This is a genomic window from Halorussus salinus, from assembly GCF_004765815.2.
Taxonomy (GTDB): domain Archaea; phylum Halobacteriota; class Halobacteria; order Halobacteriales; family Haladaptataceae; genus Halorussus; species Halorussus salinus.
Window position 1 is genome coordinate 513,412 of the sequence record NZ_SBIS02000007.1, and the last position, 14,313, is coordinate 527,724.

A 14,313-nucleotide genomic window follows, 5' to 3' on the forward strand; every position below is an offset into this window, starting at 1 on the left:
ATGGCCGACCGCGTGCTGAAGGTCAACGCGTACACGACGCTGGACCTCGTGGACGCCACCGCCGAGGGCCACGACTTCGAGGAGTCGGCCTACGCCACGCTGAACGCGACCGCGGCCCGAAACGACCCCGACAGCGTGGCCCTCCAGTTGGAACTCGACAACACGGAACTGGACGCGCTCCCGACCCACGCCGACAAGGTAGACCTCTCGCCCGAGCAGGCCCGCACCCTCGCCGCCGACTTGAAGAAACACGCCGAGCGAGTCGAGCAGGCCCAGAACCGCACCGACGCCGACGAGACCGAACCCCGAGCCACCGCCGACGATGACTGAGCAGGCGACGACCGAGCGGGCGCTGATAATCGCGGGCCACGGCTCCCACCGGAATCCCGATTCCGCCGCGCCGGTCCACCGCGCGGTCGATGCGGCCCGCGAAGACGGCTCCTTCGCCGAGGTCCGCCCGGCGTTCTGGAAGGAAGCCCCGTCGTTTCGGGACGTACTTCACACCGTGGATGCCGACGAGGCAATCGTCGTCCCGTTGTTCGTCAGCGAGGGCTACTTCGTCCAGCAGGTCCTGCCCCGCGAGTTCGGACTGGGTGTCGAGGACCGCGGCGACGACGCGCCGACGCTCAGATACGCCGACCCCATCGGCACTCACCCCGAGATGACCGACGTTATCGCGGCCCGCGCCCGCCGGATGCTGGCGGGCGAGTCCGCCGACGGCACGTCGGCGGACGCTGGGGGGGCTGTTCTCCCGGAAGAAACCGCGCTCGCGGTAATCGGTCACGGCACCGAGCGCAACCCCAACAGCGCAGAAGCCATCTACGACCACGTCGCGGCGCTCCGCGAAGAGTACGACTTCGCCGAGGTCGGCGCGCTGTTCATGGACGAAGCGCCCTACGTCGAGGACGTTCTGGACGAGTTTTCGGCCGACGAAATCGCGGTCGTCCCGCTGTTCACCGCCGACGGGTTCCACACCCGAGACGAGATTCCGGAACTCCTCGGCCTGACCGACGACCCGACGACGGGCTACCCCGTTCCGGGGACGGTGGAGGGACGGCGCGTCTGGTACTCCTCGGCGGTCGGCACGGACCCGCTCGTCGTGGACGTGGTGTTAGAGCGCGCCGCGGAGGCTGGCGCGGACCTCGACGCCGACGCGGAGAACGGGAACTCCGGATTCGTCCGCCAGCGGGCGGCAGACACCTTCGTCTCGTGGGTCGAGCAGGCCGGAGCCGAGTCGAGCCACGCGGCCCGCGAATCCCGGAAGTGCCGCAACTCCCGCGTCTGGGGCGAACTCGCCGTCGGCGCGACCGACGGCGAGACCGAGAGCGACCGGCCCGGAAACCGGAGCTATCACCTGCGCCACCGTAGCGACCGCGGCGTGCCCGCGTCGGACCTCGAATCGCTGGCGGTCGGCGACCTGCGCGAGGAGGTCCGGTACGCCGACGACGGCCGCTACCGACCGTTCTCCGGCGAGGAGACCCTGCCGACTGGCTGGGTCTGTGCGGGCCTCGACCGCGAGGAGTTCCTGCACGCGGTTTCGACCGTCTACCCCGCGGGCGTCGAACACTGGGCCGCCGAGCGAGCGGGCGACCTCGACCCGGTTCCGTTCCGGGCGGTCGCCGACCGCCAGACCGGCATCTACGACTGCGTGAGCGACTGCTCGCCCGCGGAGGTGTCCGGAACCATCGACGCGGCCTGCGGCAACTGCGCGAAGCGCCGGGCGTGGGACGCCGAGGGCGTCTCGCCGGAATCCGCTAGCGCGGATTCGGCCGGGACCGGAGGAGACTCCCTTCCCTGCCGAGAGCCGTGTTCGTTCCTCGTCGCGGCGGCACGCGAGTTCCACCAGCACGAGGACCCAGAAGCATCGACTTCCGACCGACCCACCGAGAGCGACCCGTCCGTGCCCCGCGGCGACGCGACCGACCCGGCGAACGTCTACCGGGTGCGGTACCGCCGGGCGCGAGACGACCTCCGACAGCGACCAGACCCATGAGCTATCCGAACCAGAACGCGACCACCGGCACCGCCTACCTCGTCGGCGCGGGACCGGGCGACCCCGAACTGCTGACCGTGAAAGCCCGGCGTCTCCTCGACGAGGCTGACACCGTCTTCCACGACAACCTCGTGGGCGACGACCTCGTGGAGACGATTCCCGAGTGTACGACCGTCGAAAACGTCGGCAAGCGACCCGGCGGGGAGCGGACGCCGCAGGCCGAAATCAACGACCTGCTGGTCCGCGAGGCCAAGGCGGGCCGCGACGTGGTGCGCCTGAAGGGCGGCGACCCGACCACCTTCGGCCGCGGCGGCGAGGAGGCCGAGTACCTCGCGCGCCACGGCGTCCCCTTCGAGTTCGTGCCCGGCGTCTCCAGCGCCATCGCCGGGCCGAGCGCCGCCGGAATTCCGGCGACTCACCGCGACCACGCCTCGGCGCTCGCGGTCGTCACGGGTCACGAGGACCCGACGAAGGAGGACAGCGCCATCGACTGGGACGCGCTCGCGGACATCGTCTCGGCGGGCGGGACGCTCGTCGTCCTGATGGGCGTCGGGCGACTTCCGGACAACGTGGCCGCGCTCAGGCAGAACGGCGTCGATTCGGACACGCCGGTCGCCATGGTCGAGCGCGCGACGCTCCCGACCGAGCGCACCGTCACCGGGACGCTCGATTCCATCGTGGAGCGCGCCCGAGCGGTCGATATCGAACCCCCGGCGGTCACCGTCGTCGGCGACGTGGTGAACGTCCGCGAGACGGTCGCCGACTGCCTCGGCGGTGCCGCGGGCGAGTTGGGTCCGGCGGTCGTCGGCGGCCGAGCGGACGAGGAGGTCGAGGTGAACCAGCGATGAGCGGCGAGCAGTTGCGCGACGACGCGACCGAAATCGACGGCGAGTGGCCGCTGAAGCGCCTCCTGACCGAAGGGGGAGTCGGCTCCGGGCCGAAGACCGCCGACGACATGAGCTACGAGCAATCGCGCGAGGCGTTCGACCGCGTGCTGGTCGGGGACCCCGACCCCGCCACGCTCGGCGCGTTCCTGCTGGCGAACCGCTGGAAGGAGAGTACGCCCGACGAGTTGGCCGGATTCGCCGATTCGATGCGCGAGCGGTCGGTCGTGGCGGCGACGCCCGACGCCGACCCGGTAGACTGCGGCGGCAACTACGACGGCAAACAGAAGACGGCGGTGCTGGGCGTCGCCGCCGGACTGGTCGCCGCGGCCGCGGGGACGCCCGTGGTCGCCCACAGCGGGCCGTCGCTCCCCGCGAAGCACGGCACGACCTACGGCGACGTGCTGGCGGAGCTGGGCGTCCCGACGGAATTGGACCCCGCGGACAGCGCGGCGATGACGGACGAGGTCGGCTTCGGCTTCTACGCCCAGTCGCGGTTCAACCCGGTCGTCCACGACCTGCGGGCGACCCGCGAGGAGGTCGGCGTCCGGACCTCGGTCAACACCGTCGAGACGCTGGCGAACCCCGCGAACGCGAGCGTCCACTTCGGGAGCTTCTACCACCTCTCGTACGCCGAGCGCATCGCGGGCACCGTCCGCGAGAGCCGGGAACTCCCCTTCGAGCGCGTCGTGATGGCTCAGGGCATGGAGGGCTACGACGACGTGCGCCCCGGCACGACCCGCGTCGCCGAGTGGGACGCCGAGGAGGGCACCGAGGGCGGCCGAATCGAGGACGGCGAGGTCGAGACGGCCGACTCCGGCGCGGACTTCGAGCGCGAGGAGTTGCAGGTCGAGGACCTGCCCGCCGACTCCGCGCGCGTCACCGAGGAGGTACTGACCGGGGAACGAGACGGCCCCTTCGCCGACGCGGTGGCGCTCAACGCCGGGTTCCGAATCTACGCGGGCGGCGACGCAGATTCGGTCGGCGAGGGAGTCGAGCGAGCGCGCGACGCGCTCGCCGACGGGCGTGCGGCAGAGCGATTCGACGCGCTCCTCGGGTTCGAGCCGTGAAGAACGTCGCTTCGGAGTCCGTCGAGTACGACGACAACGCTTATTTGAACGCTAATTCAATTGGCTCTCGATGGCCGAATCCGCCGACCGCGAGGGTGACGCACTAGACGGGAGAACGAACGGCGAAACGGCGACGCGAGGAGACCGATGACGACGGTCGCGTTCGTCTGCGTCCAGAACGCCGGGCGGAGTCAGATGGCGACCGCGTTTGCAGAGCGCGAGGTCCGCGAGCGACGCGAAGCGTCCGAGCCGACCTCGGTACGGCGAGCGGGGAGGACAGCGAGCGGCGAAGCCGGGAGCGACGACCCGCGAGCAGACGAGCGCGAAGCGTCCGAGGAGGGAGCCGAGTCGGTCGAAATTCTCACCGGCGGCACCGACCCCGCCGACCACGTCCACGACGAGGTGGTCGAGGTGATGGCCGAGCGCGGGTTCGACCTCTCGGAGCGGACTCCTCGGGAGATTACCCACGACGAGTTGCAGGACTGCGACTACGTCATCACGATGGGATGTTCTGCCAAGGACGTGTGTCCGGCGACGTGGGCGGGCGAGAACCGCGACTGGGGGCTGGACGACCCCGACGGCGAGGAGTTGGACGCGGTGCGGGCGATTCGTGACGAAATCGAGGAGCGCGTGGCCGACCTGTTCGCGGAACTCGCCGCCTGAGTTCGGTCCGTCGTTCCCGAGTAGGAAGATTCTTCCCTGCGCGTGTCCCAGATTGCCCCATGAGTTCGTTTACTGTACGCGGTAAGTTCCAGTCCCGAGACGGCTGGCAGGAGTTCGAGACGAGTATCGAGGCCGACAACGAGGAGGTCGCCGAGGAGCGGACCTACACCAACTTCGGCAGTTACCACGGCGTGAAGCGCACGCAGCTCGAAGTCGAGGAGGTCGAAGCACAATGATGGGTGGCGGCGGCAACCCCGAGCTTCAGGAGCTGTCCCAGCAGCTACAGGAACTCGAAGAGCAGCAGGACGAACTCGAAAGCGAAATCGAGGAGCTGAAAGACGAGAAGGGAGACATCGACGAGGCCATCGAGGCCATCGACGCCCTCGAAACCGGGTCCATCGTGCAGGTCCCGCTCGGCGGCGGCGCACACGTCCGCGCGGAGGTTCAGGACCTCGACGAAATCGTCGTGGAGTTGGGCGGCGGCTACGCCGCCGAGCGCGAGGAGGACGACGCGGTCGAGACCCTCGAAAACAAGCAGGACACCCTCGACGACCGCATCTCGGACCTCGAAGACGAGGTTAGCGAGGTCGAAGACGAGAGCCAGCAGTTGGAGCAGAAGGCCCAGCAACTCCAGCAACAGCAGATGCAACAGCAGATGCAGCAGATGCAGGGCGAGCAGAGCGACGAGGAGTAACCGGCGATGTTCGACAGCCTGAAGGACAAACTCGGGAGTTTCCGGAAGGACGTAGAGGAGACGACCGAAGAGAAGGCCGAAGAAGCCGAGGCGGAAGCGGAAGCCGACGCCGAAGCGACCGCCGACACGGAAGCGGACGCGACTGCCGAAGCGGAAGCAGGGGCGACCGCCGAGGCGACGGCGGACGCCGGGGCGGAGGCGGCGGCCGAACCTGAAACGGCGGAGTCCGACGAAGGCGACGAGGACGACTCGTCCGGTCGGAGCTTCGCGCAGAAGGCCAAGTCGTTCGCCAAAGGCGAAATCGTCATCGAAGAGCAGGACGTAGAAGACCCCCTCTGGGAGTTGGAGATGGCCCTGCTGGAGAGCGACGTGGAGATGAACGTCGCCAAGGAGATTCTGGAGAGCATCCGCGAGGACCTCGTGGGCGCGACTCGCTCGTTCAACAGCGAGACCGCCGACGTGGTCGAGGAGGCGCTCGCCGACTCGCTCCTGAAGGTCATCTCGGTCGGTCAGTTCGACTTCGACCAGCGCATCGCGCAGGCCGACAAGCCCGTCACCATCATCTTCACGGGCGTCAACGGCGTCGGCAAGACGACGACCATCGCCAAGCTCTCGAAGTACTTCGAGAAGCAGGGTCTCTCGACGGTGCTGGCCAACGGCGACACCTACCGCGCCGGTGCCAACGAGCAGATTCAGGAACACGCCGACAACCTCGGCAAGAAGCTCATCTCCCACGAACAGGGCGGCGACCCCGCGGCGGTCATTTACGACGCCGTGGAGTACGCCGACTCGAACGACATCGACGTGGTACTGGGCGACACCGCGGGTCGGCTCCACACCGACGAGGGGCTGATGGACCAGTTGGAGAAGATCGGTCGCGTCGTTGACCCGGACATGACGCTGTTCGTGGACGAGGCCGTGGCCGGACAGGACGCGGTCCAGCGCGCCAAGCAGTTCAACGAGGCCGCGGAGATCGACGGTGCGGTGCTGACGAAGGCCGACGCCGACTCGCAGGGCGGCGCGGCCATCTCCATCGCGCACGTCACGGGCAAGCCCATCCTCTTCCTCGGCGTCGGGCAGGGCTACGACGACGTAGAGAAGTTCGAACCCGAGGAGCTAGTCGAGAGTCTCCTCGGCGACGAGTAGTCCGACGCGCTTTTTCGCCGCCGGTTCGGCGACGGACCGATTCAGTACCGACGTTTCACCGCGACGACGACGTTCACCGCGATGAGCGCCGTCGTCACCAACCCGAGCGTGAACAGTTCGACCGGGAGATTTCGGAAGATGAGCCAGTACGCCGTCAGCAGGAGGCCGAGCGCGGCGACGATGTTGTACGCGTCGGCCGCCAGTTCGCCCGCCAGTCCGGTGTCGCCGCTCGCGTCGCCTGCCGCGTCGGTGCGTTCGCGCGTCGTTCCCACCGAGTTATCGCGTGTCTTGTTTAAATCGCGTGCCATGCATTGAACTTACGCGGTCGGGGATTTCTACCGGCTTCTAATAAGCGTATCGGCCGATTCGAGCGTCGTACCGTTCTCCTCGGCGGAACGTTTCGCAGACGGAACTGTGGAACTCCTCGTTCGGGAAAAAGGACGCGACGCTAGGACGCCGCGCAACCGTGACGTGGATAGTCCTCTGGTCGCGACGACCGAGACGCTCTCGGCCTTCGACTACAACAATCGCTACCCCTCCCATTCGTATATGGTTTTTGGTTTTTACCTATTTCAGGATATTTAAGTATATAGTCGAAAATCCACAGGTGCGCGGCGCTAGGACGCCGCGCGTGAGAAATAGCATGTCGTGGATAGTTCTCTCGTTGGTAGCGATGGCCGTAGTCGGCGTTCTCGCCCTTCGACTCGTGCCGAGGCGTTGGGACAGCATCGACCTGAAGGTTAGACCGTGGGGTCTGGCCGTGTCGGCGGACAGCGACACCGACGAAGCCGAGTAGGGAGCGACGTTCCCTCCTCGGTCGCACTCTCGGTCGAATCGGAGTTTCGCGCTCGGTAGCTCGCGCATCTCTGTGAAGGTAGAAAAAGGCTTTAACGGCCACGCGGTCTATCCCACGGTAACAATGGTACTCGACGACTTGGGAAGTTCCCTCCGCGACTCCCTCGGCAAACTCAGCGGGCAGTCCCGCGTGACCGAGGAGGACGTAGAGGAGATCGTCAAGGAGATTCAGCGGTCGCTCCTGCAGGCCGACGTGGAAGTCAGCCTCGTGATGGACCTCTCGGACTCCATCAAGGAGCGCGCGCTGGAAGAGGAGTCCCCGGCGGGCACCTCCGCGCGGGACCACGTCCTGAGCATCGTCTACGAGGAGATGGTAGACCTCGTGGGCGACAGCACGGAGATTCCCCTCGAAAATCAGACCATCCTGCTGGCTGGCTTGCAGGGGTCCGGGAAGACCACCACGTCCGCGAAGATGGCGTGGTGGTTCGCCAAGAAGGGCCTGCGACCGGCAATCGTCCAGACCGACACCTTCCGGCCCGGCGCGTACGACCAAGCCAAGGAGATGGCGAGTCGCGCCGAGGTGGACTTCTACGGCGACCCCGACGAGGAGGACCCCGTGGAAATCGCCCGGAAGGGTCTCGAAGAGACGAGCGAGGCCGACGTTCACATCGTGGACACCGCGGGTCGCCACGCGCTCGAAGACGACCTCATCGCCGAAATCGAGGAGATAGAGCGCGCGGTCGAACCCGACCGGAACCTGCTGGTCCTCGACGCCGCCATCGGGCAGGGCGCGAAAGACCAAGCCCGCCAGTTCGACGACTCCATCGGCATCGACGGCGTGGCCATCACGAAACTCGACGGGACCGCGAAGGGTGGCGGGGCGCTGACCGCGGTCAACGAGACGGATTCGTCTATCGCCTTCCTCGGGACCGGCGAGGAGGTCCGCGACATCGAGCGATTCGAGCCGTCGGGGTTCATCTCGCGGCTCCTCGGGATGGGCGACCTGAAGCAACTCACCGAGCGCGTCGAGCGCGCGATGGAGGAGACCCAGCAGGAAGAGGAGGACTGGGACCCCGAGGACATGCTCAAGGGCGAGTTCACGCTCAAGGACATGCGCCGCCAGATGCAGGCGATGAACAACATGGGACCGCTCGACCAAGTGATGGACATGATTCCCGGTATGGGCGGCGGCCTGATGGACGAACTCCCCGACGACGCGATGGACGTGACCCAAGACCGGATGCGGGACTTCGAGGTCGTCATGGACTCGATGACCGAGTTGGAACTGGAGAACCCCCGCGCCATCGGCGCGAATCAGGTCGAGCGCATCGCCCGCGGGAGCGGGAAAGACGAGGAGCGCGTCCGGGAACTCCTCGAACAGCACAAGATGATGTCCCAGACGCTCAAGCAGTTCCAAGGCATGGGCCAAGGCAACATGGAGCGCATGATGAAGAAGATGCAGGGCGGCGGTGGAGGCGGCGGTGGCGGCATGGGTGGGATGGGTCCGTTCGGCGACTAATCCGACCGTCAGCGTCGCCGTAATCGACGTTCGGTTCAGTTTCTTTACTTTTCCGTGAAGCCATCTGTAAATACCGAATAATTAACTTCCGCGACTTGTAAGCCGATTCGCATGAGCAAACACGGCGACCCGGACGCCCAAGTAGACGAGTTCCTCGAACTCGAACAGGAACTCAGCTCCGGGCACAAGACCCGCCGAACCTACGAGCAGGGGAACGTCGCCGAGGCCGCGAAGATTCCCGCCTCGGAGGTCCCCGACGACTACCCGGTCCCCATCGAGACCCGACGCGCCCTCCAGTTGAACGTCGAGACGCCCGACGGCGAGACGGTGGCGACGTATCTGGAGTGGCCCGAGGAGGGCGAGGAGAGCGACCACATCGACCAACTCCTCGACGCGCTCGGGCGGAGCCATGACGAGTTCGCCAACGTCTACGGCGACCGCGTGGCGCTCGCCGCCGAAGACGGCTGGCACGGCATCGACGCCGAGAAGACCGCGGCGATGCGCGGCGCGGAGCGAGCCAGCGGCGACGACTCGCTCGACACGTCGCGGAATCTCGTCGCGGGTGCGGTCGCGCTCGGCGCGCTCGGGTTCGTCCTCACGCAACCGCTCGCGACCGTGGGTGCGTGGCTAGCGATACTATCGTGGGCCGCCGTCCCGGCGACCATCTACTACGACGCCAACCGCGTGGAGGACGCGACCGGCTGGTCCCCGGAGACGACGCGATGGGTGGTCGGCGGATTCGTGCCTATCTTCAACGTCTCGGTCGGACTCGCGTACCTCGTGGACCGCCACGTCAGGCTCTCCGGGACCGCGCCCGGCGAGGTGTCCGAGACGTGGTTCAAAGGCGTCCTCGTCGGTCTCCTCGCACCCCTCGTCGGGACGGGACTGGTCCTCGTCTCGACGGCGGTCGGCGCGCTCGTGTTCTTCTACGGGGCGCTGTTCCTCCCGTTCGCGGTCTACTTCGACGCCGAGTACGTCGAGGACGCGACCGACTGGGACCCCAACGAGGAGTTGTGGGCCGTCGCCTCGCTGTTCCTCGGCCCGCTGGCCGGAGGCGCGTACCTCCTGCGGCGCAGTCAGGCGCTCGACTGACGACGACCGACCCACCCGCTTTTTTGCCTCGGGACCGCCTGTTCACGATAGATGTCCGTCCGCGAAGTCGCCGCCCGAGCGTACCGAGAGGCGCTCCCCGCGCTAGCCGCGAGCGTGGTCGGCGGCCTGTTCGCCGGGGTCGTCCTCGGCGGGATGCGCGCGGAGTTGCGCGCCGTGCCGGGCCTCCTCGTCCTCGTGCCCGCGCTACTCGCTACTCGCGGGAACGTCTACGGCTCGCTCGGCGCGCGCCTCTCGACCGGACTCCATCAGGGACTGGTCGAACCCGCGTTCGACTACGACGAGCGACTCGCGGCGGCCGTGGCCGCGGCGCTGGCCAACGGCATCGCGGCCAGCCTCTTCGCGGCGACCGTCGCGGTGCTGGTCCTCACCCTCCTCGGCGAACCGGTCGCGCCGCTGGCGACGCTGGTGGCCATCGCGCTCGTCGCGGGCCTGCTGTCGGGCGTCGCGCTGACCGTCGCGGTCGTCTCGGTCGTCGTCGTCGGCTTCCGGCGCGGGTACAACCCCGACACGCTGGTCGGTCCGCTGGTGACGACGACCGGCGACGTGTTCGGTATCGCCTTCCTCCTGCTGGCGGTCCGGTTCGTCTTGGCGCTCGGGGGGATGTGAGTGCAGACCGAGTGGAGCGTCCGGGCCATCACGCGGGCGACCCTGCCGGTACTCCTCGGACTCACGGTGGTCGAAATCGGGAGCGGCCTCGTCTTGGGGAGTTTCGAGAACGCGCTGTTGACCTACCCCTCGTTGCTGACGCTCGTGCCCGTGACCATCGGGACCGCCGGGAACCTCGGAAGCGTGCTGGCCGCGCGCCTCTCGACGGCGTTCCACCTCGGGACCCTCTCCTTCGACCCGACCGACGACCAGCTCGCGGGCAACGCGGTGGCGACGGTCGCGCTCGCGCTGACCATCTTCCCGGTCGTGGGCGCGGGCGCGTGGGCGCTGTCGCTCGCGCTCGGGAACGCGCGACTGCCGCTCCGGACCGTCGTCGCGGTGGCGCTGGCCAGCGGCGCGGCGCTCGCGGTCGTCGCCGTCGCCGTGACGCTGGTGGCGACCTACGCGGCGTACCGCTTCGAGTTGGACCCCGACGACGTGGTGATTCCGATCGTCACGAACGTCTGTGACGTGCTGGGCGTCGTGGTGCTGTTCGTCGTGGTGCAGGTGCTGGTCTGAGTTCGCAGTCGCGTCGTCCGTTGGCGGACGAGCCGCCGTCGTGTCGCCGACACAAGAGGTTTATAGAATCGGAAAGCAGTCACCGCTATGCGCCGCCGAACCGTCCTGACGCTCCTCGCCAGCGCGCCGGTCGGCCTCTCGACGGCTGGCTGTCTCGGAACCGAGGAGACCGGCTCCGACCGGACGCTCACGACCACCCGCGGCTGTCCGTCCGCTGACGCCTCCGCCCCGGACTGCGGCGAGGAGTTCGAGCGCGTGAACGCGTACACCGACGGCGACGTGCGACTCGGGAGCGGCGCGGGGTTCGAGCTGACGGTCACGCCGACGACGCTCTCGCTCGGCGACTGCGTGACGGTCCGGCTCACGAATCGGACCGACGAGAAGCAGATGACCGGAATCGAGGAGAAGTACGATATCCACAGACGGACGGACGACGGCTGGCAGTCGGTGCTGTTCACGAAGTGGCGGGGTACGAGGACCTCGGCGTCTCCCAGCAACCGGGCGAGGGGTTCGTCTGGCGGCGACGGCTCTCGCGGGGCGGCCTCTCAGTCGAGGGCGACAAACACGTCGCCTGCGAACCGCTCGAATCGGGAACCTACCGATTCGTCTACTGGGGCGTCGGCGACGGTTTCGACGCGTTGGGCGTCGAGTTCGAGGTCGCGAAGTGAAACGACCGAGACGAGCGCGTCGGTTCCCCGCTACGTCACGCCGCCGCCCCGCGTCTCGAAGGTCGCGTACTCCTCGTTGTCCACGACCCGTCGCAACTGCTCGACGACCTCCCACACGTCCTCGAAACTCGTGTACAGCGGTGAGGGACAGAGACGGACGACGTTCGGCGGGCGGAAGTCCACGACGACGCCGCGGTCTTTCAGCGCCTCGCTGACCCGGTAGGCCTCGGGATGCTCGATTGCGACGTGGCCGCCGCGACGCTCGGGGTCCCGAGGAGTCCCGACTGCACACTCGGGCAGGCGCTCGTCCGCGAGGAACGTGAGGTAGTCGGTGAGTCGGAGGGACTTCGCGCGGACCGCCTCGATGCCAGCGGTCGCGGCGTCGGCCGAGTCGGTCGGCGTCGCGTCGGCGATATCGGTCGCCGCGGCGAGACCCGCCGCACCGGCCTCCTCGAAAATCTCCAGCGACCCGGCGAGCGGCGCGGACGAGAGAATCGGAATCGTGCCGATCTGGTAGGCTCCGGCGTCGTCGGCGGGGGTGTACGTCTGGTTCATCTCGAACTGGGTCTCCTTGTCGTGGCCCCACCAGCCAGCGAGCGCCGGGGTCTCGCCGAAATGCTTCTCGTTGACGTAGAGGCCAGCGATAGCTCCCGGTCCGGCGTTGAGGTACTTGTAGCTACACCAGACCGCGAAATCGACGCCGATTCGCGAGAGGTCGTGGGGCACGACGCCGACCGAATGGGCGAGGTCGAACCCCGCGAGAATCGCCCGGTCGTGGGCGGCCTCCGTGATTCGCTCGATGTCGAGCAACTGCCCGCTCCGGTAGAGGACCGACGGGAGGAACACCAGCGCGGTCTCGTCGTCCAGCGCGTCGATAACGTCCTCGGTCTCGATGGTCCGGCCGTCGCGGCTCTCGACCACGGTGAGGGCCTCATCGGGGTCCACGCCGCGCTGGCGCAACTGGGCACGGACCGCGTAGTGGTCGGTCGGGAAGTCGAGGTCGTCCACGACGATTTTCGTCCGCTCGGGATGCTCGTCCCGAACGCGGTCGTAGAAGGTGCCCACCAGCGTGTGGATGTTGACCGTCGTGGAGTTGGCGACGACGACCTCGGACTTCTCGGCACCGACGAGCGGCGCGAGTCGGTCGCCCAACCGCTCGCCGTAGTAGAACCACGGCGGGTCGGCGTCGGTCCACCCGCGGATGGCGAGGTCCTTCCACTCGGCGACCGCTCGGTCTACGGCCTCCTCGGCCTCCTCGGAGCAGAGACCCAGCGAGTTGCCGTCCATGTACCACTCGTCGTCGGGGTCGTGGAACCGGTCGGCGAGGTGGGCCAGCGGGTCGGCCGCGTCCAGTTCGGCGGCGTAGTCGGCCCCGAGTTCGAACTCGTGGTCTGCGTTCATGTGGTGAGCGAGCGGTGGAATCGAGTTAGTCGTTTGGACTTCGAGAGGTGGACTTCCGGCGTCACGCCGACCACCGCCTACTTTCCCGCCCGCCTTCCAAGTCGCGTGCATGACCGAACCCCTGCGAACCGAGTTGGACCCCGAGACCGAGGAGGTAATCGCGGACATCGAATCCGCGGGCGTGCCCGAGTGGTCGGCCATGTCGGTCGCGTCGGCCCGGCGCGTCGAGGACGAGGTGTTCTCGGGCGGCGACCCGCCGGAGGTCGGCTTCGTCCGGGACCTGTCGATTCCCGGCCCCGACTCGGCGGGCGCTCCGGACGCCCCGGCGGGCGACCCCGACGGAGAAATTCCGATTCGAGTCTACCGGCACGCGGAACCCGGCGAAGACGATGACTCCGGCGGAGACACCGACCCCGCGCCGGTACTCGTCTACTACCACGGCGGCGGGTGGGTGCTGGGCACGCTCGACTCCATCGACGGGGTGTGCCGCCGTCTCGCCCGGCGCGGGGAGTGCGTCGTCGTCTCGGTCGATTACCGACTCGCGCCCGAACACCCCTTCCCCGCCGCGGTGGACGACGCCGACGCCGCGCTCCGGTGGGTCGCCGACCACGCCCCGTCGTTCGGCGGCGACTCCGAGCGAATCGCTGTCGGCGGCACCAGCGCGGGCGGGAATCTGGCCGCCGTGACCGCCCTGCGAGCGAGGGACGCGCGACGGGACCCCGAGCGCGACGACCCGCCGGACCTCGCGCGCCAGTTCCTCCTGTACCCCATCACCGACTACGCCTTCGACACCGACTCGTACGCCGAGAACGGCGACGGCCCGCTCCTGACCGAGGAGGACATGCGCTGGTTCTGGGACCGCTACCTCCGGAGCGAGGTGGACGGCGCGAACCCCTACGCTTCGCCGGTTCGCGCGCCCGACCTCGCCGACCTCCCGCCCGCGACGGTCGTGACCTGCGGGTTCGACCCGCTCCGCGACGAGGGCGTGGCCTACGCCGACCGACTCGCGGGCGCTGGCGTCGAAGTTCGCCACGACCACCACCCCGACCAGCCCCACGGTTTCCTGAGTACGTCCGAGTCGGTGGCCGCGGCGGACGCCGCGCTGGACGACATCGCCGACGAGTTGCGGTCGCTGTAGGTCGTCGTCGGGGACGGTCGTTGGTTCCACGAAGGTAACTGCTCGCAAGTCCGCGGAATCGGCGG

The 14,313-nt window shown here is 68.1% G+C and carries 15 protein-coding genes and 2 pseudogenes; 15 read left to right on the forward strand and 2 right to left on the reverse strand.

The features are described 5' to 3' along the window. From EPL00_RS16205 to ftsY, 9 genes and pseudogenes are all read left to right on the forward strand, one after another. Positions 1-330 (forward strand): DUF6360 family protein, encoded by a 330-nt coding sequence (locus EPL00_RS16205; protein ID WP_135853395.1) that lies wholly within the window; start codon positions 1-3, stop codon positions 328-330. Next, positions 323-1,198 (forward strand): annotated as a pseudogene (locus EPL00_RS24280) (CbiX/SirB N-terminal domain-containing protein); the annotation flags it as partial. The gene EPL00_RS16205 and the pseudogene EPL00_RS24280, both read left to right, overlap by 8 nt. Positions 1,199-1,282: 84 nt before the next feature. Next, a pseudogene (locus tag EPL00_RS24285) lies at positions 1,283-1,993 on the forward strand (DR2241 family protein); the annotation flags it as partial. Continuing rightward, positions 1,990-2,841, forward strand: coding sequence for a uroporphyrinogen-III C-methyltransferase (gene cobA / locus EPL00_RS16215; protein ID WP_135853393.1), 852 nt, complete (start codon positions 1,990-1,992; stop codon positions 2,839-2,841). The pseudogene EPL00_RS24285 and the gene cobA, both read left to right, overlap by 4 nt. Beyond that, positions 2,838-3,947 (forward strand): anthranilate phosphoribosyltransferase, encoded by a 1,110-nt coding sequence (locus EPL00_RS16220; RefSeq protein WP_135853392.1) that lies wholly within the window; start codon positions 2,838-2,840, stop codon positions 3,945-3,947. Before cobA ends, EPL00_RS16220 begins: the two co-directional genes overlap by 4 nt. A 147-nt stretch (positions 3,948-4,094) precedes the next feature. Then, positions 4,095-4,610, forward strand: a complete 516-nt coding sequence (locus EPL00_RS16225) for an arsenate reductase/protein-tyrosine-phosphatase family protein (protein WP_135853391.1) — start codon at positions 4,095-4,097, stop codon at positions 4,608-4,610. Between the two features lie 59 nt (positions 4,611-4,669). Then, the gene (rpl18a, locus tag EPL00_RS16230; RefSeq protein WP_135853390.1) at positions 4,670-4,846 is read left to right on the forward strand and encodes a 50S ribosomal protein L18Ae; all 177 of its coding nucleotides are present in this window, start codon (positions 4,670-4,672) and stop codon (positions 4,844-4,846) included. Next, positions 4,846-5,304, forward strand: coding sequence for a prefoldin subunit alpha (gene pfdA / locus EPL00_RS16235; protein ID WP_135853844.1), 459 nt, complete (start codon positions 4,846-4,848; stop codon positions 5,302-5,304). The genes rpl18a and pfdA overlap by 1 nt, the downstream gene beginning before the upstream one ends. A gap of 6 nt (positions 5,305-5,310) precedes the next feature. Further along, positions 5,311-6,450 (forward strand): signal recognition particle-docking protein FtsY, encoded by a 1,140-nt coding sequence (gene ftsY / locus EPL00_RS16240; protein ID WP_135853389.1) that lies wholly within the window; start codon positions 5,311-5,313, stop codon positions 6,448-6,450. Between the two features lie 41 nt (positions 6,451-6,491). Here ftsY and EPL00_RS16245 read toward each other — a convergent pair whose 3' ends face one another. Next, the gene (locus tag EPL00_RS16245) at positions 6,492-6,722 is read right to left on the reverse strand and encodes a hypothetical protein (protein ID WP_135853388.1); all 231 of its coding nucleotides are present in this window, start codon (positions 6,720-6,722) and stop codon (positions 6,492-6,494) included. A gap of 647 nt (positions 6,723-7,369) precedes the next feature. On the opposite strand from EPL00_RS16245, the gene EPL00_RS16250 reads away from it, so the two are divergent. The 5 genes from EPL00_RS16250 to EPL00_RS16270 all read left to right on the forward strand — a co-directional run bounded on the left by EPL00_RS16250 (position 7,370) and on the right by EPL00_RS16270 (position 11,709). Further along, positions 7,370-8,764 (forward strand): signal recognition particle protein Srp54, encoded by a 1,395-nt coding sequence (locus EPL00_RS16250; RefSeq protein ID WP_135853387.1) that lies wholly within the window; start codon positions 7,370-7,372, stop codon positions 8,762-8,764. Between the two features lie 111 nt (positions 8,765-8,875). Next, positions 8,876-9,856 (forward strand): hypothetical protein, encoded by a 981-nt coding sequence (locus tag EPL00_RS16255; RefSeq protein ID WP_135853386.1) that lies wholly within the window; start codon positions 8,876-8,878, stop codon positions 9,854-9,856. 51 nt (positions 9,857-9,907) lie between these two features. Next, complete coding sequence (locus tag EPL00_RS16260; RefSeq protein ID WP_135853385.1) at positions 9,908-10,483, forward strand: magnesium transporter; 576 nt, start codon at positions 9,908-9,910, stop codon at positions 10,481-10,483. Continuing rightward, entirely contained in the window at positions 10,484-11,041 is a 558-nt protein-coding gene (locus EPL00_RS16265; RefSeq protein ID WP_135853384.1) for a magnesium transporter, read from the forward strand. Positions 11,042-11,502: 461 nt separating this feature from the next. Continuing rightward, a complete protein-coding gene (locus tag EPL00_RS16270; RefSeq protein WP_135853383.1) occupies positions 11,503-11,709 on the forward strand; it encodes a hypothetical protein in 207 nt (68 codons plus the stop codon). Positions 11,710-11,739: 30 nt separating this feature from the next. Here the strand turns inward: EPL00_RS16270 and kynU are convergent, their stop codons facing one another. Beyond that, on the reverse strand, positions 11,740-13,110 hold the full coding sequence (gene kynU / locus EPL00_RS16275; RefSeq protein ID WP_135853382.1) for a kynureninase: 1,371 nt from the start codon (positions 13,108-13,110) through the stop codon (positions 11,740-11,742). Between the two features lie 109 nt (positions 13,111-13,219). On the opposite strand from kynU, the gene EPL00_RS16280 reads away from it, so the two are divergent. Further along, complete coding sequence (locus tag EPL00_RS16280) at positions 13,220-14,248, forward strand: alpha/beta hydrolase (RefSeq protein WP_135853381.1); 1,029 nt, start codon at positions 13,220-13,222, stop codon at positions 14,246-14,248. Positions 14,249-14,313 lie beyond the last annotated feature (65 nt).